This is a genomic window from uncultured Hymenobacter sp., assembly GCF_964243305.1.
In the GTDB taxonomy this organism is placed as follows: Bacteria; Bacteroidota; Bacteroidia; order Cytophagales; family Hymenobacteraceae; genus Hymenobacter.
In genome coordinates, this window is sequence record NZ_CAXTEF010000023.1 from 17,828 (window position 1) to 41,773 (window position 23,946).

The 23,946-nt window shown below is 63.4% G+C and carries 13 protein-coding genes and 1 pseudogene; 4 read left to right on the forward strand and 10 right to left on the reverse strand.

The window, feature by feature from the left end:
- Nucleotides 1-202: 202 nt before the first annotated feature.
- From ACFE70_RS13415 to ACFE70_RS13435, 5 genes are all read right to left on the reverse strand, one after another.
- The gene (locus ACFE70_RS13415; protein WP_375418267.1) at nucleotides 203-2,035 is read right to left on the reverse strand and encodes a sodium:solute symporter family protein; all 1,833 of its coding nucleotides are present in this window, start codon (nucleotides 2,033-2,035) and stop codon (nucleotides 203-205) included.
- Between the two features lie 167 nt (nucleotides 2,036-2,202).
- On the reverse strand, nucleotides 2,203-3,393 hold the full coding sequence (locus ACFE70_RS13420; RefSeq protein ID WP_375418268.1) for a glycoside hydrolase family 26 protein: 1,191 nt from the start codon (nucleotides 3,391-3,393) through the stop codon (nucleotides 2,203-2,205).
- 12 nt (nucleotides 3,394-3,405) lie between these two features.
- Complete coding sequence (locus ACFE70_RS13425) at nucleotides 3,406-4,710, reverse strand: cellulase family glycosylhydrolase (RefSeq protein WP_375418269.1); 1,305 nt, start codon at nucleotides 4,708-4,710, stop codon at nucleotides 3,406-3,408.
- 104 nt (nucleotides 4,711-4,814) lie between these two features.
- Nucleotides 4,815-6,503 (reverse strand): RagB/SusD family nutrient uptake outer membrane protein, encoded by a 1,689-nt coding sequence (locus tag ACFE70_RS13430; protein ID WP_375418270.1) that lies wholly within the window; start codon nucleotides 6,501-6,503, stop codon nucleotides 4,815-4,817.
- 19 nt (nucleotides 6,504-6,522) lie between these two features.
- A complete protein-coding gene (locus tag ACFE70_RS13435; RefSeq protein WP_375418271.1) occupies nucleotides 6,523-9,753 on the reverse strand; it encodes a SusC/RagA family TonB-linked outer membrane protein in 3,231 nt (1,076 codons plus the stop codon).
- A gap of 351 nt (nucleotides 9,754-10,104) precedes the next feature.
- Between ACFE70_RS13435 and ACFE70_RS13440 the strand changes: the two genes are divergently transcribed.
- Entirely contained in the window at nucleotides 10,105-10,980 is an 876-nt protein-coding gene (locus ACFE70_RS13440; RefSeq protein ID WP_375418272.1) for an AraC family transcriptional regulator, read from the forward strand.
- Between the two features lie 228 nt (nucleotides 10,981-11,208).
- Here ACFE70_RS13440 and ACFE70_RS13445 read toward each other — a convergent pair.
- From ACFE70_RS13445 to ACFE70_RS13460, 4 genes and pseudogenes are all read right to left on the reverse strand, one after another.
- Nucleotides 11,209-13,719, reverse strand: a pseudogene (locus tag ACFE70_RS13445) (glutaminase domain-containing protein).
- Nucleotides 13,720-13,829: 110 nt separating this feature from the next.
- Nucleotides 13,830-16,112, reverse strand: a complete 2,283-nt coding sequence (locus tag ACFE70_RS13450; RefSeq protein WP_375418273.1) for a GH92 family glycosyl hydrolase — start codon at nucleotides 16,110-16,112, stop codon at nucleotides 13,830-13,832.
- A gap of 94 nt (nucleotides 16,113-16,206) precedes the next feature.
- Nucleotides 16,207-17,283 carry an SGNH/GDSL hydrolase family protein gene (locus ACFE70_RS13455; protein WP_375418274.1) on the reverse strand — a complete coding sequence of 359 codons (1,077 nt, stop codon included), beginning with the start codon at nucleotides 17,281-17,283 and terminating at the stop codon, nucleotides 16,207-16,209.
- 147 nt (nucleotides 17,284-17,430) lie between these two features.
- The gene (locus ACFE70_RS13460) at nucleotides 17,431-19,455 is read right to left on the reverse strand and encodes a sialate O-acetylesterase (RefSeq protein WP_375418275.1); all 2,025 of its coding nucleotides are present in this window, start codon (nucleotides 19,453-19,455) and stop codon (nucleotides 17,431-17,433) included.
- 215 nt (nucleotides 19,456-19,670) lie between these two features.
- On the opposite strand from ACFE70_RS13460, the gene ACFE70_RS13465 reads away from it, so the two are divergent.
- The 3 genes from ACFE70_RS13465 to ACFE70_RS13475 all read left to right on the forward strand — a co-directional run bounded on the left by ACFE70_RS13465 (nucleotide 19,671) and on the right by ACFE70_RS13475 (nucleotide 23,310).
- Nucleotides 19,671-20,960, forward strand: a complete 1,290-nt coding sequence (locus ACFE70_RS13465; protein WP_375418276.1) for a sugar MFS transporter — start codon at nucleotides 19,671-19,673, stop codon at nucleotides 20,958-20,960.
- Nucleotides 20,961-21,055: 95 nt separating this feature from the next.
- Nucleotides 21,056-22,123 (forward strand): glycoside hydrolase family 43 protein, encoded by a 1,068-nt coding sequence (locus ACFE70_RS13470; RefSeq protein WP_375418277.1) that lies wholly within the window; start codon nucleotides 21,056-21,058, stop codon nucleotides 22,121-22,123.
- Nucleotides 22,120-23,310 carry a glycoside hydrolase family 26 protein gene (locus ACFE70_RS13475; RefSeq protein WP_375418278.1) on the forward strand — a complete coding sequence of 397 codons (1,191 nt, stop codon included), beginning with the start codon at nucleotides 22,120-22,122 and terminating at the stop codon, nucleotides 23,308-23,310. The genes ACFE70_RS13470 and ACFE70_RS13475 overlap by 4 nt, the downstream gene beginning before the upstream one ends.
- A 219-nt stretch (nucleotides 23,311-23,529) precedes the next feature.
- Here the strand turns inward: ACFE70_RS13475 and ACFE70_RS13480 are convergent, their stop codons facing one another.
- Complete coding sequence (locus ACFE70_RS13480) at nucleotides 23,530-23,844, reverse strand: T9SS type A sorting domain-containing protein (protein WP_375418279.1); 315 nt, start codon at nucleotides 23,842-23,844, stop codon at nucleotides 23,530-23,532.
- Nucleotides 23,845-23,946 lie beyond the last annotated feature (102 nt).

A 23,946-nucleotide genomic window follows, 5' to 3' on the forward strand; every position in this document is an offset into this window, starting at 1 on the left:
CTTGCGGTGATAATGTAAAAGATGTGCTAGGGTAAGGCCGGAGTAAATTAAAGTTAGGCAGGGTTGGGCCGGAAACAGGGGGGTAGGGATGTGGTTTCAAGTGAGTCGCGTAGGGTGCGGGCTCGCCTCCGCCCGGCGTTGAACAGTGTCGTTGGAGTGCTCGGCGCGGACGCCGGGCGGGGGCGAGCCCCGCACCCTACTGCTAATAGTCGCCCAGCTTGTTCCACCAGGTTTTTTTCAGAATCGTAATCACTACGGCCAGAATGGCGATGGTGATGAGCAGCGGTACCTTTTGCCACAAAATCAGGTACATAGGCAGGATGGTCAGGCAGAGCTGGGCGATGATGCCCAGCACCACGTTGAACATGTTGAGCCGAAAGTTGCGGTTGGGCTGAAACGCCGGGTCCTCGGCCACGACCAACTCGTGGACCGGGCCCCAGAACCCCCAGGGGCGCACGTTCTTGTAGAAGCTTTTCAGCACCGCCATATCCGTGGGCGGCGAGGCGTAGGTGCCGGCCACGGCGCCGCCCAGGGAGATGGCGAAGAGCAGCGGAAACCAGTAGAGCAGATTACTAGCTTCGATGAGCTGCGCGAACACCAGCGCGGAGAGGATGCCGCTGAGCATTCCCCAAAAAAAGCCGGTCGCGTTGAAGCGCCACCAATGCCACTTGAGCGCGTTGGCCGCGATGTAGCCGCCGTAGAGGGCCGAGACGATGACTTGCAGCACCGTATTGACATCCTTGGCTAGAAAGCCCAGCAGCACGCCCACCGCCACCACGATAATCCCGACGATATAGTTGGTCGTAATGATGTTGCGGGTCGAGGCGTTGGGCCGGAAGTACTTGAGGTAGATGTCGTTGACGATGTAGGCCTGGGCCGCGTTCACCGTGCCGCTGAATGTACCCATGAACGCGCCGAGCAGGCCGGTGAGCACCAGACCCATCAGGCCAGCGGGCAGGAAGCTGTTGATGGCCGAGGGCAGGATGCGCTCGAAGTCAATCTGGCCGTCGGTGCCCACCAGGTTCATCTGGTTGTAGTAGAGCAGCCCCAGCACCGTCAGGCCAATGATGAGCGAGTAGCGAATCGGCAGCAGGATGATGGAAACAAAGCCGCTCATCTTGCTGGCTTCTTCGGGCGAGCGGGTGGAGAGGATTTTCTGCATGTCGTAGTTCGGCGCCGGGCCGGCCAGCGAGGCGAACACGCCCTTAAAGGCCATCATCATGAAGAAAATGCCGAACAGCGAGTAGCCGTCGTCCCGGATTTTCTGGTTTACCTCGTTGATGAGGCCGGTCCAGCTCAGTTCCAGCCGGGCGCCGAAAAACGGGTTATACCAGCCGGCGGGCACGTTCAGGGTCTGGCCCTGCAGGCGGTTGGCGGCGATGATGGCGATGGCGAAGCAGGCCACGGTCATAATCGCGTACTTAATCATGTCGCCGAGCACGATGCTGTGCATTCCGCCAATAATCGAGTAGAACATGGCGAAGAGCGTGAACACGATGCCATAGACGTGCGGCACGTACTGCGGCGCCACCGCGAACGGCACGTAGCCCTGCACGAGGTTCCAGGGGATAAAAATCTCAATGAACTTGCCCAACCCCACGAAGCCATAGGCCAGAAAGCCCAGGCAGCTCAGCAGGGCAAAGGCAATCACGACCTGGTGCGAGGCCCACACGCCGGGCCCCTTGGTGCCGAAGCGGGTGGCCAGCCACTCGGCGCCCGTCGCGGCGCCGGAGCGGCGCAGCCAGCGCGAGAGGTACATCATCAGAAACACCTGGTTGAACACCGGCCACAGCCACGGAATCCAGATGCTTTTCATGCCATACACGAAGCACAGGCTCACCATCCACATCGTGCCGCTGATGTCGAACATGTCGGAGGCGTCGCTCAGCCCCAGCTTGTACCAGGGCAGCGTGCGCCCGCCGAGCATGTAGCTGTCCTTGTCCTGACTGGCTTTATTGCGGTAGTAAAGCCCGATGAGCACCGTGCTCAGCAGGTAGGCTACGATGATGAGGATGTCAATGAGGTGGAGCTTCATGCAGGGGGTAAGGATATTCGGGCGGGGCACCTCACCCCCTGGCCCTCTCTCCAAAAGAGAGGAGGCTAGTTCTTAGCTCTAGCTTTTAGTCGATGCTAAAACTAGCGACTAGTTCCCCTTCTCTTTTGGAGAGGGGGCTAGGGGGGTGAGGTTGCGGGGAGAGCGACCTATAAGTTTTTCGTGTAAATGCGCAGCGGCGCTACTTTATTCTCTAATAAAATGCCCTTATCCTGCGAAAACTTCTTGAAATCGGCCGCGCTGGCCTGGCCGGGGTAGGGGGCGTAGAAGTGGTCGGGGCGGCCGTTGCGCCACACCATGACGTAGGAGAGGGGGTAGGGGGCGATGGCCGGCAGCAGGATTTTGGTCCACCAGTCGGCGGCGGGCAGCTTTTCGTAGCCGGTTTCGGTGAGGGCGGGCAGCTTGCCGTGCTCGCGGGCCACCTGGCCCAGCAGGGGCAGCTGTCGGGCCAGGTCGCTGGTGAAGCTGGCGCCGGTGCCGGAATAGTAGGTGTCGAAGCCCAGCACGTCGGCGTAGGCGTCGCCGGGGTAGCGCTCCAGGTAGTGCGCCTGCGACTTGAACTCGGACGCGGAGTAGGCGATGAGCAGATTATGCAGCTGCTTTTTGCCGCGCAGATAATCAACCGTGAACTGCCAGAGCTGCTGGTACTCGGCGGCGGTGCAGTTCTTCTCGCCCCACCAGAACCAGGAGCCGGTGTGCTCGTGAAAGGGCCGGAAAATCACCGGAATGGCCTCCCCCTTCGCGCCTTTCAGGCTGCCCAGAAAGCCCGCCAGCCGGTCGAGGTAGAGCACGTATTTGGCGTGGTCGGGGCCACCGGGCAGGATGTAGGAGACGGTGCGGGCCGTGTCCCAGGCGGTTTTGCCGTTGTGGGGGTTGTCCAGGTGCCAGCTGATGGTGCTCACGCCGCCCTGCGCGTACACTTGCTGCACGTAGCCGCGAATCTTGGCAAACGGCACGGCATCGAGGCTGCGGGCGCTGTCCAGCTCGACGTGGCCCAGCTCCCAGCCAAATACGGCGGGGTAGGCGCCGGCCACGCTTTTCACGTCGGAGCGGTTGGCGTCGCCTACCCAGCGCTGGCCGTCGGGATTGAGGCCGTAGGCTAGGTCGTCCTGGTGGCCGAACATGACGCCGCGGCCCAACAGGCGGTGCAGGTTGGCCAGCAGCATTTTGGTTTCGGGCGTGGCGGCGGGGTCTGATGGCGAAGCGGGGGGTAGGGAAATCGGGGCCGCCGTTTTTGCCTTCGTTTTTGCTTTTACCTTGCCCGTCGGCGCTTGCGCCAGCGCCGCGCTGGCCAGGGCCAGCACCAGCGCGGCGCTGGCCGCGAGTTTCTTGATTTTCATGAGAATCGCCGGTTAGCGGAGGGTTTTCACGTACTTGCCAATCACGGCCCAGGTTGATTTATCGGCGTCGAACACCGAATTCAGGCCCTGCTCTTCGCCGCCGGGGTCGCCGAGGTAGGCGTCGCCGGCCTTCCAGAATACCTGGCCCGGCTTGGGCCGCCCGGCGCCGGAAAAGGCCCAGAAGTTGTAGCCCGCGATGACGCGGCTGGCCGGCGTCCTACCCCCCTGCATCAGGCCGAAGAGGGTGGCGTAGTACTGGTCGCGCAGCCCCGTGCCGGCCGCCGGCGTGAACACCTGTCCGTCGCGCGGCAGCCCGAACTCTTCGACCACCAGCGGCTTGCCGATTTTAGCGGCCGCAGCTACGTGCTTGTCCACGTAGGCGGTGGCTTTGCTCAACACCACCGGGAAGCCCTTGGTCGTGGCCGTGTCCTTAAACCAGCCCCAGTTTTTGGGCCAGATGTGGATGGTAGCGTAGTCAATATTGGGGTCGGCGTGCAGGCGCTCATACACGCCCATATCGTTGTCGGAGGCAATGTCGCCCTCGCTGCCCGTCGTGAGCAGGTGGTTCTTATCCAGGGACTTAATCAGCGCCGCGGTTTGTCTCATCCAGGCCTCAAAGGCCGGCACGGCGGCCGGCTGCATGGGCCGGGGCTCGTTGATGATTTCCCAGGCCATGATGGCGGGCTCATCCACGTACTTGCGGCCGGAGATGCTGTTGGTGCGGGCCAGCACGTAGCGGATGTAGGTGTTCACATCCGCCTTGCACGGCTCGCAGGTGTAGAACTGCGCGATGTAGGCCCGGTATTTATCCCAGTTGTAGTCGGGGTTGCGGGGCAGCAGCAGGCCGGGGTAGCCGTGCCATTGCAGGTACTGGCCCAGGCCGCCGCTCCACTCCCAGGTGTTGGTGAAGTGCAGCACGGCCTTCATCTGGCGCTTGCCCATTTCGGCCAGCAAGTAGTCCAGCCCGGCCATGATGTTCTCGTCAAACTTACCCGGTGCGGTCTGCAACGGCTGGAGCACCCGGTACTGGTAGCCGTCGGAAAGCCCCTCGGCGCCGACCATCACCCGCAGATTGGTTACGCCGTGCTGTTTGAGGAAGTCCAGTTCCTTGGCTAGCCGCGCTTTGCCGGCCGGCCCTTGGGTGGCCAGCAGCCCGCCGTACCAGTAGTTGGCCCCGATGTAGCGGTAGGGCCGGCCGTTGAGCACGAACTGGGTGCCCTGCCGCCGCACGAAGCCCGCCGACGGCTGCGCGAACGCCCAGGTACCGGGCAGCAGTAGCGCCGCTCCCAGCACCAGCCGTAACAGGTTTGTTTTCATAAGAATGCATAAGAATGACTGGGAGGCTAATCCCTATTGAGGCCGCTCCTGAGCAGCTAATCAAGCAACAGGAACGGCCTCGGAGGTACTGGGTAAGCCGCTGGCTACCAGCCCGCGTTTTGAGTAGCGGCCGAATTGGAGAGCACCTCCGACACGGGCAGCGGCACGAGCAGCGTCCGCGGGTCGCGGTTTTTGTTGATGCTCTGCTTGCTAACGCCAATCTTGTTCATCACTTGCAGGTACACGCCCCAGCGTTGCAGGTCGTAGCGGCGGTTCGACTCAAAGTGCAATTCCTGGGCGCGCTCGGCGAGAATGACGCTGCGCATATCCTGTTGACTCAGACCGGCTGGGTCGAGCAGCGGGTCCTGGGCCACCGTCACGTTTTGGTTGGAGCGGCGGCGCACCTGCACGAAATACTTGCGGGCGTCGGCGGTATTGCCGTTCAGCTCGTTTTCGGCTTCGGCATAGGTCAGCAGCACGTCGGCGTAGCGCAGCAGCGGGTAGTTGATGGCGTCGGAGGTGCCGTCGGGGTTGTTGGGCGCTGCCGGCTTGCCGGGCACATAGTACTTGAGAATCTGGGCCTTGTCCTGGTAGCGGGCCAGGGTAGTGTCGCCCTTGGCCGGCGCGGCGCCCGCCTTGGTATTAATCGAGACGATGCGGTACTTCACTGAGTCGGTGCGGGGGAAGTAGAAGTAGTTGCGGCCGCTGCCGCCGTCCTCAAACCACTGGTGCGTCACGCCCTTCTGCACCCGGTCATCGTAGGGGCTGAACTGGTTGTAGAAGTTGCTGTCCATCCACAGGTAGCCCCGGCCGCCCAGGTCGCCCGACGTGAAGTAGTTGCTCACGAAGTTGGTGTGCTGGGGGTTGCCGGCCAGCGTCTGCCCCATGAAAATGTGCTCTATGAGGTTGTCGTTGGCCTTTTTCCACAAGTCCATGTAGTTCGGAAACAGCGAATACTTGCCGCTGGCGATGAGCTTGGCGGCTGCGTCCTTGGCCAGCTGGTAGTAGGCTTTGCTGTCGAAGCCCTCGTAGCCGGCCACCACGTCCTTGTTATAGGTATAAAAGCCGTTGTCGTTGCCGCCCTGCACCGTGAGCTGCGCCCCCTTCAGCGAGGCCGAGCCGATGGTAGCGTACACCTTGGCCAGCAGCGCCTGGGCCGCCCCTTTGTTGGCGTGGCCCAGCGCCCCCGACCCCGCGTCGCCCTGGTAGGGCATCAGGGCTTCGGCCTGCGTGAGGTCGTCGATAATTTGCTTGTACACGTCGGCCACCGGCGAGCGCGGAATGCTGGTGTCGGTGATGGACGTGACGGAGGCCGTGCGCAGCGGCACCGGGCCGAAGAGCCGCACCAGCACGAAGTAGGAGAAAGCCCGCAGAAAGCGCGCTTCGCCCAGGATGCGGTTCTGCTGCACCTTGTCCATCGTGATGGCCGGCACCCGCTCCAGCACCGTGTTGGCGCGTGCAATCACCACGTAGGGCCCGCTGAACATGATTGGCGTCTTGTAGTCGCCGAGGTAGTTGCCGGCCCCGATGTTGCTCAGCGCCCAGGTGTAGCCCGAGATATGATCTTCATCTTCTGACAAAAACTCCCAGTACGGCTTGGTAAACCAGTCATACGAGTTGAAGTCGGAATAGACGCCCGTAATGGCGGCTTCGGCATCATCGGCCGTTTGGTACAGGTTTTCGGGCGCGTAAAAATCATACGGCACCTCGTCCAGCTGCTTTTTGCAGCCCGCGCCGCCTGCCAGCAGCACTACCGAGGCCGTGGCCAGCGCTAATTTATTAAGATTCTTCATAACCAGTGAGTTGTTAGAATTAAAAGCCTACGTTGACGCCGACCGAGAAATTGCGCGCCGTGGGGTAGTTGCCCAGGTCTACCCCGCGCAGGGCGGGGTTCTGGCCGTAGGCATTCACTTCCGGGTCGTAGCCCTTGTAGCGGGTCCAGGTCACCAGGTTGGTGGCGCTCACGTACAGGCGCACGCTGCGCAAGTGGTACTGCTTGAAGTCAAAGTTGTAGCCCAGCGTGGCGTTTTTGAAGCGCACGTAGGAGCCGTCCTCCACGAAGCGGTTGCTGAACAGGAAGGGCACGGCATCGGAGTTAATCGCCTTGCGGTTGGTGCCGTTGGGGTTCTGGGGCGTCCAGCGGTTATCGTAAGCCTCCTGGGTGACGTTGTTGCTGGTGGTCGCGCCCAGGTTTTCGGAAGTCACCCGCGTGAAGTTTATGAGGTCATTGCCGACGCTGCCTTGGAAGAATACGGTCAGGTCGAGGCCCTTGTAGTTGAACGTGTTATTGATGCCGAACACGTAATTGGGGTTCACATTGCCGATGACCTGCTGGTCGTTGGAGTCAATCTCGCCGTCGCCATTCAGGTCCTGGTACTTGATTTCGCCGGGGGCGGCGCCCAGCTGGTTGGCGTGGCTTTTCACGTCGTCGGCACTCTGAAAAATGCCTTCTTCCTGGTAACCGTACACCCGGCCCAGCGACTGACCGGCTTGCAAAATGAAGGGTAGAACTTCGGGGCCAGTGGCGATGCGCGGCGAGAAGGTGGTGATTCTACCGGCTCCCAGGTCGATAATCTTGTTGCGGTTGAAAGAAATGTTGCCCGAGGGCGTCCACTTGAAATCGGCCGCGTCGATGGCCCGCACACTCAAGGCTACTTCCAGGCCGCGGTTCTGCACCTGGCCGGCGTTAATCTGGCCCGAGGTGAAGCCCGTGTCGGGGCCCAGCGGCAGCTGCTGGAGCAGGTTTTTGGTTTGTTTATCATAAATGTCCGCCGTCAAGTTGAGGCGGCCTTTAAACAAGCCGATGTCCACGCCCACGTCGCCCTGGTAAGTGGTTTCCCAGGTCAGGTCGGGGCTGGGCAGCGAGGTGATAGCAACGCCGTTGGCCAACTGCCCGTTGTAGACGTAGGAGCTGGGCGTGAGCCGGGCCAGCGACTGGTAGGGCCCGATGGCCTGGTTGCCCGACGAGCCGTAGCTCAGGCGCAGCTTGAGGTCGCTGAACAGGTCTGAGTCTTTCAGGAAGTTCTCGTCGATGACGCGCCAGGCGAAGGCGCCGGCCGCGAACGAAGCGTACTTGTGGTTGGCCGCAAACTGGCTGGCCCCATCCACGCGGCCGGTCACGGTGAACAGGTAGCGCCCGTTGAAATTATAGTTAACGCGGCCCAGGTACGAAATTAGCTTCGTTTGATTGCGGCCCGAGCTGAGGGTGCGGTTGGTCGCCGCGCTCAGGTTATTGTCCTGCAGCACGTCGTTGAGGAAGCCCGAGGCGTTGGTGATGCTGGAGTTGTTGTTGTTGTCGGTGTAGGTAAAGCCCGCCACCGCCGTCAGGTCGTGCTTTTCGCCAAACTTGCGGGTGTACGTGGCCAGATTTTCCGACGTCAGCTCGAACTGATTGAAGCCCGACACGGTGGCCACGCCTTGCAGGGCCCCTCCCTCGTAGGTGTTGCGCGGGTAGTACACGTTGCGCGTCGAGGAGTAGTAGTTCAGGCCCAGGCGGCTGCGCAGCTGCAAGCCCGGCAGCACGTTGAATATCAAGGAGCTGGACGAGAACACCGACGTTACCAGGTTCTGGTTTTTTACGCTGCTGATATAGGTCAGCGGGTTGGTGGTGGTTATCTGGTCGGTGGGCGCCAGGTACCGGCCGCCGCCCAGGTTCACCGAGTCGTTGCCGACCTGAACCGTGGGCGCGTAGCGCAGGGCCGAATAAATGACGCCCGCGTCGCCGCCCTGGTTGGCCGCGGCCGTTTTGACCAGCTTATTGAGCGAGCGGCTGGCCTGGGTATTCGTCTCGAAGGTGAGCCACTTTTTCAGGTTGCGGCTGACGTTGAGGCGCAGGTTGCCCTGCTCGAACGCCGAGTTGGTGATGATGCCGCTTTGGCGGACGTAGTTGGCTGAAATGGCGTAGCTGCCCTTGTCGCCGCTCCCGCCCGAAAACAGTACCGACGCTTCGTTCACCGGCCCGTTGTGAAAAATCTGGTCCTGCCAGTTGGTGCTGTGGCCGGCAAAATCTGCCGGCACGGGCGAGCGCAGCCCGGTCAGCGGGTCGACGTTGCCCGTAAAGGGCAGGAGCAGGTACCTGGATGGGCTGCCGGCAAGGTAGGTGTTAAAGTTAGTGTTCTTCTCGTTCAGGTAGTTGGCGTACGTCTGCGCGTCAAGCACCTTGATTTGCTTGGCCACCTGGTCGAAGCCCGAGCGGAACGACACGTCCACGCGGTCCTCGCCGCTCTGGCCGCGGCGCGTGGTGATAATCACTACCCCGTTGGCGCCGCGGGAGCCGTAGATGGCCGTAGCCGAGGCATCTTTCAGCACCTCAATGCTTTCGATATCGCTGGGCCGCAGGAAGTTGAGCACGTTGGTGGTTTGCACCGAGTTATCGCTGCCGCTGGTGGCCCCCGAGGGGGTAGAGGCGTCGTTGTTGACTTGCAGCGGCACACCGTCGATGACGTAGAGTGGCTGCGAGTTGGTGCCGAAGGAGTTGACGCCGCGAATCTGCACGTTGATGCCGGAGCCGGGCGCCCCGTCGTTCTGCGTGACCTGCACGCCGGCCACCTTGCCCTGCAGGCCGCGGTCGAGCGAGAGCGGCGTGCCCACCAGCAGTTCCTCGCGCTTCACCGACGACACCGAGCCGGTCACGTCGCTGCGCTTAACGCTGCCGTAGCCCACTACCACCACATCGTTGAGTTGGGCCACGTCGTTGGCCAGGCGCACGCTCAGGGTTTCAGCGCCGGCCGTTACGCGCTGCGTGACAAAGCCTACCGAGCTGATTACTAAGGTGCTGCCCACCGGCGCGTTCAGCGTGAAGGTGCCGTCGCTGTTGGTAGAGACGCCGTTGCTGGTGCCTTCCTGGAGCACCGTCACGCCGGGGATGCCCTCGTTGTCGGCATCATTGACGACGCGGCCCGTGATGGCCCGGCTGGTTTGGGCCACGGCCGCCGTGGGCAGCGCTACGCTGCCCAGCAGGGGGAGGGCCACGCCAGCCAGGGCAGGCCAGCTCAGGCACAGCGCCGCCGCGCGGAGCCGGGGGGGGAATAGTGGTACTCTCATAAGAAGGTGGGGTAGGGGGTAGGGAGTGAAAGCAGTAGTCAGGGTGGGCCCGGGCCGGCAGCACGGCCGGCCCGGAGGCCGTAGCGGATGGCGCGTTTTTTATTTCGCGGCGCCCACTTGGTCACAGGCAAAGGTACCCGGAGCCTAACGCTAACATTAATACTTTCTTGACGTTGTTTTGTAGTAGATTACCCCACTGTTTCCTCTAGGCTTGTATGGAGTCCTTAAACAGCTGCTTTTCAACCATAAAATCTATCCCGTTCACCTTAAAATCATAAGGAGCTGGTGATATCTTTTTGTCATCCTGATGTACTTTTATCACCCCTACCCCCTTCCCACCCACCGGCCTTTATGAAGCAAGAGATAATGCGGGAAATCACGCCGCTCACCCAGAACGACTGCTTTACCCTGTTTTCGCGCACCAAAAAGAAGTTTGATTTCCCACTGCACTACCACGAGGAGTTCGAGCTGAACCTTATCGTGAACGCACCGGGCGCCAAGCGCATCGTCGGCGACCACATCGAGCAGATTGACGAGCTGGAGCTGGTGCTGGTCGGGCCCAACCTCTACCACGCCTGGTTCACGCACAAGTGCGAAACCGAGGACATCCGCGAGCTGACCATCCAGTTTCACAAGGATTTGTTCGAGGACCGGTTTCTACGCAAAAACCAGCTCAGCTTCATCCGCACGATGTTCGAGAAGGCGCAGCGTGGCATCCTGTTTTCGCGCGACACGATTGAGCGGCTTAAGCCCCGCATCATCGCGCTGGAGCAGAAAAATGGGTTTGACTCGGTGCTGGAACTGCTCTCGATTCTGCACGACTTGTCCACCTCGCGCAACATCCGCACCCTCTCCGATGCCACCTCAAATAATGAGCAGCTCAACTACAACAGCCGCCGCATTGAGAAGGTATTCGAGTACATGAACGCCAACTACGGCCGCGTCATCACCCTCACCGAAGTGGCCAAGGTAGCCAATATGCCCGAAGCCTCGTTCAGCCGCTTCATCAAGAAGCGTATCGGCAACACGTTCATCGACAGCCTGAACGAAATCCGCCTCGGCCACGCCTCGCGGATGCTGATTGACACCACCCACAACATCGCCGAAGTGGCCTATAAGTGCGGGTTTAACAACATCTCCAACTTCAACCGCACCTTCAAAAAGAAGAAGAACTGCACGCCGACCGAGTTTCGGGAAAACTACTCTGGCACCCGCATTTTTATCTAGAAGTTGGCCGCCGGCCTACCCCCCGCCACGTGAAAGGCCGGGCGTCTCTAGCATTAGCATCAGTGTTGGTTAAACAGCCACCCGAACCAGGTAGAGACGCATCCTTGCGTCTGCTCGCAGTGCGAGGGGTAGGGTAATTCAATTAGTAGAATTACTGCGACCTTGCTACCCGCGAGGAGACGCAAGGATGCGTCTCTACCCATGTGCCGGGCGAACCTAAGCCGCCTTTCAGGGCTGGCGGGCCAGCTTTTCAGCCAGCATTTTGATGAAGTAGCCGCCGACTACGGAGCGGGCCTGGAAGCCGACTTGCCGGGCGTCAGTGGTTTCGTGCCAGTCGCCGAGCGGGACGCGGCTGGGCGTCTCGTTAGCATAGAGCCAGACGGGGTGCACCAGGGCCTGGAAGTCGGCGTCGCGCTCGGCCAGCGTGGCGGTCCACATAATCCAATCCGACTTGGTGTAGGTCTTGCGGCTGTCGAGGGGTAGGCCGTAGCGCTGCTGATGGGTCAGGTAAAAAGCGGTTTCTTTTTGCGCCACTTCCGGCGGGAAGATATTCAGACCCAGCAGCTTGTCCCACACTAAATTGTATTTCTGGCTCTACGAGCCGGGCGTTTTGTCGAAGGTCAGGGCGTAGTGGTCGCCGTCCTGGGCCATACTCACCCAGCGCTGGGCGTAGTCGCGGGCCAGGGCGGTGTACTCGTCGGCGGTTTTCTGGTCGCCGAGCTGCCGGGCCAGCTGGCCGTAGCAGGCAATGCCCATGATGGCCTTGGCCGAGAGGTTGGCGTTGCGGGCCAGGTGGCCGGCAAAGTCGTCGGTGCAGAGCTGGTTGGCCGGGTCCAGGCCCTCGCGCTTGAGAAAGCCGACCCACTTGGTGAGCGTGGGCCAGTGCGCTTTGGCAAAGTCGGCCTTGCCATCCATTTTCACCACGGCAGCCGTGAGGATCAGCATGTTGCCGGCTTCCTCGACCGGCATGTCCTCGCCGTAGGTCTGGCCGTTGGCCAGGGGGTAGGTGCCTACGTCGTGGGCCGGGAAGTCTTTCTGCCAGCGCCCCGACTCGGAGTAGTCGAAAATAAAGCGGAGCAGGCCCTTGGCCAGCTCGTTGTTATAGAGCAAAAACAGGGGCGCCGACGGGTACGTTATGTCCACGGTGCCGATGGAGCCATTGCTGAAGTTCTCTTTCGACATAAACAGCAGCTCGCCCTGGGGCCCGGCCACGATGGCGTGGGCGGCAATGGCCTGGCGGTAGGCCAGCTGGCAGAGGTCGGCGTATTCCCTACCCCCAGCGGCCAGCGCATCGGCGTAGAGCTTCTTATCAAAATCAGTGCATTGCTGGCGCAGGCGGGGGTAGGCGGCTTCGGCGGCTTGCAGGGCTCGGGGCATGGTCATGGCCGGGTCGCGCCGCCACCAGGGGCGCAGGTTCTGGCCGAAATACTGCACGGCAAATTCCTCATCGTAGCCTAGCAGCAGGTGACGCTCCGCGGGTTTCGCTTGGGTCACGGCGCCCAAATCAAGCACGGCGGCCTGGGCCACGCGCTGGGCCGGGCCGGTCAGGGGCTTGGTGGCGCCGGTGGGGGGTAGGGCGCCGGTTTGGGCGAAGGCAGTTTTCAGCGCGGCGGGTGCCCCGCTGCCGAGCGTGGCCGGGCCGGCCGCGGCCAGGTAAGCGTAGCCCCAGTCGATGCGCACGTTGTCGCCCTTGGTGGCCAGCACCGGCTGGGCGGTGGTGCCCACGGCCTGCCAGCGCAGGTTGCCAGCCGGGCCCGCCGTTGCCGCCGCACCGGGCCGGCTGCGCACCTCCTGAAACGGGGTGTTGCTGGCCAGCGTGCCGGCTTCGGTCAGCAGCACCTGCGTCGGGTGGGGCTTGCCATCAATGGCGCGGGCCGTGCAGCTGACGTAGCTCACGGGCCGGGCCAGGGTTTCCAGCTCCGTGAGCAGCAGCGGCGAGAGGAAATTGACCGTGAGCTGCACCGGGCCAGCGGCGAATGTGTAGGTCGTTTGGGTGGCCGTGACGGTGGCGGCCGTCTGGCGGGCGCGGGGCAGCTGCACCTGAGGTAGGTCTTCGTAGAGGCCGGCGTCGAGGTATTCGCCGCCCATTGGGCTGTTGGCGTGCATCGCCAGCACGTTTTCGCCGGCGCGCAGGGTTTGGCGGGCCGCTTCGGGCAGGTCGAAATACTCGTAGTCGGTGTTCCAGCGGGGCTGGCGGGTCAGCAGCACGCCGTTGAGGTACACCTCGGCCGCGTCGTCGTGCCACATATAGAGGCGGAGCTTGCCGGTGGTCTTGGGATTGGCGATGGTGACGGTGCGCCGCACCCACACATCGCCCTCCGTCCAGCGGGTGCCCTTCAGGTCGGCGTTGTCGGAAAAGGGCGCGGGGCCGGTAGCCCACTGGCCGGCGTCGAAGCCCGGTTTTTCCCAGCCGGCGGCCGGTGCCTGCAACGTGTAGCGAGCCTGGTAGGGCTGCTCGCGCACGGTGGGGATGAGCGTGCGGCGCAGCGCGGGGCTTTGCCCCAGAAACTGGTAGGCCCGGCCATCGACCCGCACCACACCCTCCAATGATTGCTCCTGGCCGGTCCAGTGGCGGGTGGGCCCCGCGCTCAGCTCGTCCTGAAACGCCCACTGGCTGGCGTAGGGGTCGTGGGTGATGAGGGGGTAGGCGGGCGGGCGCAGGGCGGGCGTTTGGGCGAAAGCAGGGGGGTAGGCGCCTGCTGCCAGGGCCAGGGCGAGAAAGATTGGTTTCAAGGGCATGGGCGGGAAAGGAGGGGTGGGCAAGTAGCGCGGACTTTGTAGTCCGCGAGTGAACGACTTACAGCGGCTTATGGCGGCGCGTTCGCGGACTACAAAGTCCGCGCTACTGCTCACTTCCCAGCCTTCGACATTGAAAATGGCGCGTCGCCTACCCCCGTGCCGCGGGCCGTATTCGGCGCGGCGCTCATGTCAAAGTTCAGCGTCGCACCCTTCAATAATTCGGCGTGGCTGAGCCAGTTTCGGCCGTAGGGCTGGCCATTGAGAGTCAGGGCGCCGACGTAGCGGTTGGCGGCGGAGTTCTGGGGCGCATTCAGCACCACGTCTTTGCCGCCGGGCAGGTGCAGCGTGGCCTTCGGGAAAAGCGGCGCGCCGAGCACGTATTGGTCGGTGGCGGGGCAGACGGGGTAGAAGCCCAGGGCCGAGAACACGTACCAGGCCGAAGTCTGGCCATTGTCCTCGTCGCCGCAGTAGCCGTCGGGCGTGGGCTGATACAGGCGGTTGAGGGTTTCGCGCACCCAGTACTGCGTTTTCCAGGGCTGGCCAGCGTAGTTATACAGGTACAGAATGTGCTGGGCGGGCTGGTTGCCATGGGCATACTGGCCCATATTGGCCACCTGCATCTCCCGGATTTCATGGATGACCGAGCCGTAGTACGACTCATCAAACTTAGGCGGCAGGGTGAAAAGTGTGTCGAGCGTGGCCGCGAATTTTTTCCTACCCCCCATCAGGTTCATCAGGCCCTGCACGTCGTGAAACACCGACCAGGTGTAGTGCCAGGAGTTGCCCTCGGTGAAGTCGCCGCCCCACTTAAAGGCGCTGAACGGCGCGTGCCAGGTGCCATCCTGGTTGCGCCCGCGCATCAAACCCACCGATTTATCGAACAGGTTGCGGTAGTTCTGGCTGCGCCGGGCGTACAGCTCGATTTCTTTTTTGGGTCGTTTCAACGCCTTGGCCATCTGGTAGATGGCGAAGTCGTCGTAGGCGTATTCGAGGGTGCGGGCGGCGCTTTCGTTGAGCTTGGTGTCGGCCGGCACGTAGCCGAGCTTGTTGTAAAACTGCACGCCGGCGCGGCCCACGGCTTCGAGCGGGCCGGCATTGTTGGCGCCGTGGGTGAGGGCCGCGTAGAGCGTAGCGGCATCGGCGCCGCTCAGGCCCTTGAGGTGGGCGTCGGCCACGACGGCGGCCGAGTTGTTGCCCACCATCACGTTGCGGTAGCCGGGGCTGGCCCACTCCGGCAGCCAGCCACCCTCGCGGTAGGCGTTGGCCAAGCCAGCCTGCATCTGGGCATTTTCACTGGGGTAGAGCAGGCTCAGCAGCGGAAACTGGGCCCGGAACGTGTCCCAAAATCCGGTGTCGGTGTACATAAAGCCGGGCTTCACCTGCCCGTTATAGGGGCTGTAGTGGACCGGCTGCCCGGCCGCGTCCAACTCATAGAATTTGCGCGGAAACAGCAGCGAGCGGTACAGGCACGAATAAAACGTGCGCTGCTGGTCCGCGCTGCCGCCCTCGATTTCGACCCGGCCCAGGGCTTGGTTCCAGGCGGCGCGGCCTTTCTGCTTTACGGCGTCAAAATTATCACTGCCAATCTCCTGCAAGTTGCGCTCGGCCTGCTCGGCGCTGATAAACGACGAGGCCACCCGCGCCTGCACCGGCTGCCCGCGCCGCACCCGGAACGTGACGCCCGCCCCGGCCCGGTCGGCGCTCATTTCCAGCGGGCCGGCCGGCGCGGCCGTACCGTCGCGGAAAAGCTGGCTGGCCGTGAAGGGCTGGTCGAACTGAACCACGAAGTAGTTCTTGAAATTGGCCGGCACGCCGCCACTGTTCTTGGTCGTGTAGCCGATAATCTTGTTTTCGGCCGGCAGAATCCGCACGTAGGAGCCCTTATCCAGGGCGTCGAGCACCACGTAGGCGCTGTCGGTGGCCGGGAAAGTGAAGCGGAAGCGCGCCGCCCGCTCGGTCGGGGCCAGCTCGGTGGTCACGTCATAATCAGCCAGATAAACGCTGTAGTAGTAGGGCCGCACCACTTCCGACTTGTGCGAAAACCAGCTGGCGCGCTTCTCCTCGTCAAACTTCACCTTGCCGGTGCCAGGCATGAGCGCAAACTGCCCGTAGTCGTTCATCCAGGGCGAGGGCTGGTGAGTTTGCTTGAAGCCGCGGATTCTCTCGGCCGAGTATTGGTAGGCCCAGCCGTCGCCCATTTTGCCGGTTTGGGGCGTCCAGAAGTTCATGCCCCAGGGCCGGGCGATGGCGGGGTAGGTGTTGCCGTTGGAGTAGCTCGGCTTGGAGTCGGTGCCGACCAGCGGGTTCGCCAGGTCGGCCAGGTCGGGCGTCTGGGCCGGGGCCGCTAGGTGAGCCAACAGGGCGAGTAAGGGGGGTAGGAAAAGGTTGCGCATTTGAAGGGGGAGTTGCGGGAAAGCATTTCACGCAGTGTTTCGCAGTGTTAAAACGCAGTGTTTCGCAGTGGTGGGGGTAGGGAGTGCCGCGCGCTCACCAAGGCACCACGGTTTTCAGGTAGGCGGTGAGCTGTTGGGCCAGTTTCGCGTGCTCGGCCAGCGTGGGGTGGCTGTCGCAGCCGCCCACGTAGCGCTCCGGAAAGAAAAACTTGAACACCTTTTGGTCGCCGGCAGCGCGGGCGGCTGCCACGGTGCCGGTCAGGTAGTTGCGCAGCGCGGCGCTCAGTTGGGCGTCGGCCATCGGGCTGGTCAGGCAGACGATGGTGGCGCGGGGGTAGCGGGCGCGGATGGTTTGCAGGAATTCCAGATAAGCGCCGCAGAATTGAGTCGAGTCCTGCACGCCGTCGTTCTGGCCCAGGCAGACGGTCACCACGTCGGGCTGGTAGCGGGCAAAATCCCAGGTGCCCAGGTTGTCGCGCTGGTTGAGCTTGTCGAACACCTCAGGCATGGTGATTTTCATTTCGCAGCAGCTGTGAATCAACCCGATACCTGAAACGGAAGTCAGATGGTATTGCGCGCTCAGGGCGCGGGCCACGGTGGGGCCGTAGGCGTCGTAGGCGTTGTGCTGGTCGAACCACTGCCCGGTTTTGCAGGGCACGGCCGCGGCGTCGGCGCCCATGCCGCAGGTGATGGAGTTGCCGATAAACTCGATTTTGCGCGCCGGCCGGGGCGGGGGCGGCAGCAGGCCGGCGCACTTCAGGCCCACGATTTCGAGGTAGCCGATGCCGGCCTCGGTGTCCTTGACAAGCAGCAGCGTGTGCGGTCCGGCGCTCAGGCCTTTGGCTACTCGCAAGGTGTTGGTTTTGCCGGTCAGCCGGAGGCGCGAGGCCCGGCCATCGACCACCACGTGCAGGTAATTGTGGTTGGGGCCGCTGGCTTCGTCATTGATGAGCAGCTCGCACGATGGGCCCGAGAAGCGCGCCGTTACATACGCGCCCGACGCCCAGAACCGGGGCCGCCTGGGGTTGCTGAAATCAACCCGGCCGGTGTATTGAATGCGCTTGTCATCGGCTGGGAAGAGCCGGGTGGCCGGCGGCGCGGCCAGGGCCGGCGGCATTATCCCGCAAAGCAGCAGGGCTGCGAAGAGTAGTTGTTGGTAGATGCTGCGCACTGCCTGCTAAGAAAACGTGAATAAGGATTGGGGTAACTGGCGCCGCGCCATTGTCTCGGGCCGGGCTGACATCCTGACGGCCGCCAGCCGGACCGCCACCGCTTGTTTGCTGATTTTTCCTACCCCCCTCCCGCGCCGCCAGGTCCGCTACTTGCCGCCCGTACCCGCCGGGTTGTCGGTCCGAAACGGGACGGCGGGCAGGCCATCCTTGTTGTAGAGGTTGCCGCTGGGGTTGTCGGCCCAGTTGTAGCGCACGGCCACGGGGGTAGGAACCTGGTCGCTGCGCACCACCACTTCCCCGCCCTGCACTTCGGCCGTGGCCCAGTAGAATTTGCGGTCGGCGCCGGCCACGGCAAAGCCCCGCAGCGCGCCGTCTTTGGCCACGAGGCCGGCGCCGCGGTGGTCGAACCGGAGCCGGGCAGCGCCATTTGCTATGCTCATCTTAGTATAAGTCGGGCCGCTGGACACCAGCTTGTTGTCGCCGTAGGCTACGCGGCGGGCAGCCAGGGCCAGGCGGCGGCCCACTTCCTGCTTGTTGTGGGGGTGGATGTCGTTGGCTTCGCCGATATCGATGGCCGTGGCCATGCCAGTGCTGGGCAGTTGCAGGGCCTGCGCCTGCGCCTCGCGCAGCTCGGCCCAGGCCGACTCGCCCGGCTGGGGCCGGGCGGCCATATAATTGGCCAGTTGCACGAACAGAAACGGCAGCTGGGGGGCGTTCCAGGCGCGGCGCCAGTCCTGAATCAGGGCCGGAAACAGGCGGCGGTACTGGGCGGCGCGCTCGGCGTTGCTCTCGCCCTGGTACCAGATGACGCCCTTGAGGGGGTAGGGAATGAGCGGCGCAATCATGCCGTTGTAGAGGGCCGTGGGCGCATTCTGGGTGCCGCCCGCGGTGGGCGGCACCGGCAGCTCGCGCGGGTCGGTGCCCGGCCGGTACTGCCAGGCGCCGGCCAGCAGCAGCACGCGGGTGGCCGTGCGCAGGCTCAGCTTATCCGCCGCGCCCCAGATGCCGCCCCCGCCGCCGGTGTCGAGCACGCGCACGGCAATGACGTTGCGGCCCGGCCGCGCCAGCGCGGCGGGTACCTGGTAGGTGCGGGGCTGGTCGTAGCCATTTGTGCTGCCCACTTTTATGCCATTAAAATACGTGCTGTCGCTGTCGTCCACCGGGCCCAGCTCCAGGGTCAGCGGCTTGCCCGCCTCGGCGGCGCTCAGCTCAATTTCCTTGCGAAACCACACCACGCCGTCGTAGTTAGCCAGCGCGGGCGTGGTTTCCCAGGCCGCGGGCAGCGTCATGGAAGCCCAGGCGCGGGCGTCGTCAAGGGTGGGCGTGGCCCAGCTGGGGCGGCCGGGCTGCGAGCCCTGGTCGCGGGAGCTGAGGCTTTGTAGGTAGGTCTGCCGCTGGGCATCGTAGCGGCGCTGGTCGTCGGCCAGGCTGGTGGTGCGGCGCGCGAAATCCTGGACCGGCGCCGCGAACTCCGGGAAGGGCCGCAGGCCCTCGGCGCTGGTCCAGGCTTCGGCCAGCGTGCCGCCCCAGCTGCTCACCAGCAGCCCCATCGGCACCTCCGGGTAGCGCTGGTGCAGGTCGCGCCCGAAGAAGTAAGCCACCGCCGACAGCTCGGCCACCGTGGCCGGGCTGCACACGCGCCAGCCGCTGCCCGCTACCTCGGCTTGCGGCTGGTAAGCGACGGTCTGATTGACGGTGAAAAACCGGATTTTAGGAAAGTTGGCTGCCGCGATTTCCTGGTCGGCGTTCTGCACCGGCTGGTAGCCGCCTGGCTTATCCTTCACCTTAAACTGCATGTTCGACTGCCCCGAAGCCAGCCACACGTCGCCCACCAGCACGTCGCTCAGCTCGATGGTTTGGCCACTTCCGCGCACCAGGAGGGGGTAGGGACCGCCGGCCGGCTGCGGCGGCAGCGTGGCCTGCCAGCGCCCGCTGGCGTCGGGCCGGCTGGCGGCGTAGGTCTGGCCCCGAAATGTGATGCTGACCTGCTCGCCCGGCGCGGCCCAGCCCCAGAGCGGCAGGGGCCGCTCGCGCTGCAAAACCATGTGCGACCCCACCAGCGCCGGCAGCCGCAGCGCGGCCGGAGCCTGCGCGGCGGCCGGCCCGGCCAGCAGCGCCAGTCCCAATCCCAGTCCCAGCGGTAAAGTCAGCCCCAAAGAAGATGATAGCATAAGCTTGGCAGGATGAAAGAGGCAATCCGGGTGCCCCGCTCCGGCGAAGGTCGGGGGTAGGGTTGCGTTGTGGGTGGTAGTTTTCCGGCAAAAATTAGTACTACATTCGCCAAGTTCCTCCAAAATGTCTCTTTGGCGTTCCGCCCCGCCGGGAAGCTAATATCTTGGGGGCGGTTTAACCTGCTCGCCACCATCTTTTCCCCACCCCCCTTCTCATGGCTCTGCCCGTTACTTCCACTGCTGCCACCGCCCCGGCCGACGCGGCGCTGACCGGCCCCGCGCCCCGCTACACTTCGGCCCTGAGCGCGGTCACGACGCTTTTTTTCTTGTGGGGCTTTATCACCTGTCTGAATGACATCCTGATTCCCTACCTCAAGGCCATTTTTCAGCTTTCCTTCGCCCAGGCCAATCTGATTAACCTGTGCTTTTTCGGGGCTTATTTCCTGATGAGCATCCCGGCCGGCCGGCTCGTGACGCGGGTGGGCTACAAGCGCGGGATGCTGCTGGGCTTCGTGGTAGCGGCCATTGGGGCTTTTCTGTTTTATCCGGCCGCTGAGCAGCGTGTGTACGGGCTGTTTCTGGGGGCGCTGTTCGTGCTGGCCTCGGGCATCACCTTGCTGCAAGTGGCGGCCAACCCCTACGTGGCTATTCTGGGGCCGCCGCAGTCGGCTTCGGCGCGGCTCACGCTCACGCAGGCGTTCAACTCGCTGGGCACCACGCTGGCCCCGCTGCTGGGCAGCGCGTTTCTGCTGAGCCGGCTGCCCACGCTCAACAATGCCAGCACGGCGGCGAGCATCGACGTGCGGGCCGTGCAGCTGCCCTACCTGGCCATTGGCGGCGTGCTGCTGCTCATCAGCCTGCTGCTGAGCCGGGTGAATCTGCCGCAGATTGAGCCCGCCACCGAAGAGGTAGCAGCCGTTGACTCCGGCTCGACTAGGGCCTGGCACTACCGCAATCTGGTGCTGGGCGTGGTGGGTATTTTCACGTACGTGGGCGCCGAGGTCGCCATTGGCTCGCACATCGTCAACTACCTGGCCCTGCCCGACGTGATGGGGCTGGACCCGGAGTCGGCCGGCAAGCGCGTGACGCTGTACTGGGGCGCGGCGATGGTCGGCCGTTTTGCCGGCGCTTATCTGCTTAATAAATTTTCGCCGGCCAAGCTGCTGGCCTTCAATGCGGTGGGCGCGGCCGTGCTGGTGCTCATCTCCATCAGCACGACGGGCGCAATTGCCATGTGGAGCCTGCTGGCCGTGGGCCTGATGAACTCCATTATGTGGCCCGTGATTTTTCCGCTGGCCCTGGCCGGGCTGGGGCGCCACACCGCTGAAGGCTCCGGCCTGCTGTGCACGGCCGTGGTGGGCGGCGCGCTGGTGCCCATGCTGTTTGGCGTCGTGGCCGACCACAGCGGGCTGCGGCTGGCCCTGCTGCTGCCGGTGCTCTGCTACCTCTACATCGTGTGGTACGGCCTGCGCGGCAGCCGCCGGCCGGGCGCAGTGGCGGCGTAGCGTGGACTCTATGAATCCGCGCGGGAACGGTACCCGAACAGCCGCCTGACTACCCACGCGCGGACTCGCAAAGTCCACGCTACTACTCTTTATTTATGAAAAGACTACTCTGGCTCGGCGCCCTGCTACTGCTGGGCCCGACCGGCTTCGCCCAAAAAGCATCCCCGAAACCAACCCCGAAAACCACCGGCAACCCCATTCTGCCCGGCTGGTATGCCGACCCGGAAATCGCCATTTTCGGGAATCGGTACTGGATTTACCCGACTTTCTCGGCCGTCATCGGCGACACGTACCCAGCCGATGAGAAAGTGGAAGTGCGCAAATCCTACGCCCAGCAGGTATTTCTGGACGCTTTTTCCTCGCCCGACCTCGTCACCTGGACCAAGCACCCGCGGGTGCTCGACACGGCCCGCGTGAAGTGGGCCCGGCGCGCGGTGTGGGCGCCGGCCATCGTGACCAAGGGCGGCAGGTACTACCTGTTTTTCGGGGCCAACGATATCCAGAACGACCAGCAGCGCGGCGGCATCGGGGTGGCCGTGGCCGACAACCCGGCCGGGCCGTTCCGCGACCTGCTGGGCCACCCGCTGGTTGATAAGTTTTATAATCACGCCCAGCCCATCGACCAGTTCGTATTTAAAGACGGCGACGGCAAATACTACCTCGTCTATGGCGGCTGGCAGCACTGCAACATCGCCCGGCTCAAGGACGATTTCACGGGCTTCGTGCCTTTCGCCGATGGCACTACCTTCAAATCCATCACGCCGCCGGGCTACGTCGAGGGCCCGGTGATGTTCCGCCGCGCCGGCAAATACTACTTCATGTGGTCGGAGGGCGACTGGACCGGGCCGTCCTACTCGGTGGCCTACGCCGTGGGCGACTCGCCGTTCGGGCCCTTCGAGCGGGTCGGGAAGGTGTTGCAGCAGGACATGAAAGTCGGCACCGGCGCCGGCCACCACTCGGTGCTGCAAGTGCCCGGCACCGACCGCTGGTACATCGTGTATCACCGCCACCCGCCCGGCGACGCCGAAGGCAACCACCGCGTCGTGTGTATTGATGAGATGCGCTTCGATAAAAACGGCCTCATTCAGCCCGTCAAAATCACCACCCAGGGCGTGCGCGCCCAGCCCCTGACGCAAGTCAAATCCCTACCCCCCTCCCCATGAGCAAGCCGCGAACAGGTTACCAGCTGCAGGTGTCGTTGTTGTTGGCCGCGCTGCTGGTGCTGGCTGGCTGCGTGGCCGGCCGAACTGGGGCAGCAGGCACCAGTGTCCGGGCAGAGCAACGCTTTCCCTACCCCCTGAAAGTTGTCGATAAGCGGGCTACCTACCAGACCAAAGCCGTCTTCTACAACCTGCGCAATTCGATGGGGAAGCGCATTCTCTTCGGCCAGCAGGACGCCACGCAGTACGGCATCGGCTGGCGCGACGAGCCCGACCGCTCCGACGTGAAGAGCGTGAGCGGCTCGCATCCCGCGCTTTACGGCTGGGACGTGGCCGAGCTGGTGAACGCGCGGCGGCGCGGGCGCCCGGCCAACGACTCGGTGCTGGTGCGCCACCGGCAGCTCGTCATCGACGCCTACGAGCGCGGCGGCTTCAATACCTTTTGCTGGCACATGGACAACTTCGTGACCGGCCGCAACTTCTACGATACCACGGGCGTCGTCGTGAAGGCCATTCTGCCCGGCGGCGCGCAGCACGCGGCCTACGTCAGCGCGCTCGACGTAATTACGGATTATTTCAATAACCTGCGCGCCGCTGACGGCACGCTAGTTCCCGTCATCTTCCGGCCTTTTCACGAGCACACCGGCTCCTGGTTTTGGTGGGGCAAGCGCCACTGCACCCGCGAGGAATTCGTGCAGCTCTGGCAGTTCACGGTGCGCTACCTGCGCGATAAGAAGCAGGTGCACAACCTGCTCTTCGCCTATTCGCCCGACCGCGTGCCCGACATGGCCGAGTATTTCGAGCGCTACCCCGGCGACGAGTACGTGGACGTGCTCGGCTTCGACGACTATAGCGATTTTGACAAGATAACGACCCCCAATAAGGGTGTCGCGACACTGGCTGCCATCGTGGGCGAGGCCGGGCGGCGCGGCAAAATCGCGGCCCTTACCGAGGCTGGGCTGGAGAAAATTACGGCTCCTGCGTGGTTCAATGACAACCTGTTAGGTCAAATCAAGGCCGACCCGCAGGCCCGGCAGATTGCCTATCTCATGGTGTGGCGCAACGCCCACCTCGGCCATTTCTACGCTCCCTACCCCGGCCACGCCAGCGTGCCCGGCTTCCTGGAGTTTCAGGCCGACTCGCTCACGGTTTTCGAGCAGGACCACCCCCGGCTTTACACCGTGCCGTAGGCCATCGGTCACCACCCTCGCCGGCCTCCGGCGAAAAGGCCAAGGCCCCTTTAGAAATTACGGCATCCTCATTCCCTACCCCCCCTCTTTCGCCGCAAGCCCGCCACGCAAAAGGGCTGACCTATCGCTAGGCCAGCCCTTTTGCTATTCCATCAGAATCAGAAACGGTTGGCTACCGCGCCCGGCCAGTGAGGCCAAGCAGGTAGAGCTGCCGACTGCTTAGTTAAGCACCACGCGCTGCACCAGCAGGGGCTGGTTGGCGCCGCGCACTACCAACTGGTAGAGGCCGCTGGCCACGCGGTCGGTGGCGAGCTGGAACTGGTTGGTGCCAGCCCTCAGGTTGCGGCTGGTGCTGAGCACGCGCTGGCTGAGGCTGTTGACCAGCTCGACGGTGGCGGCGCGGGCGGCGGCTTCGAGGCGCACGTTTAGCCCTTGGCCGTTGGTGGGGTTGGGGTAAGCACTCAGGGCCTTTTGGGCTTCGGCACTGGCTTTGGCGGCTGTGCCGGTGGCGGCCGTGATGTCCACGTAGTCCACCTCAACGTAGGCTGTCTGAAAGAGGAAAAGAAAATGATTGATAGCAAGTTAGCTGCTGACTACCAGCAGCTTATGATGAAACCGCAAGCCTGAAAAAGCCAG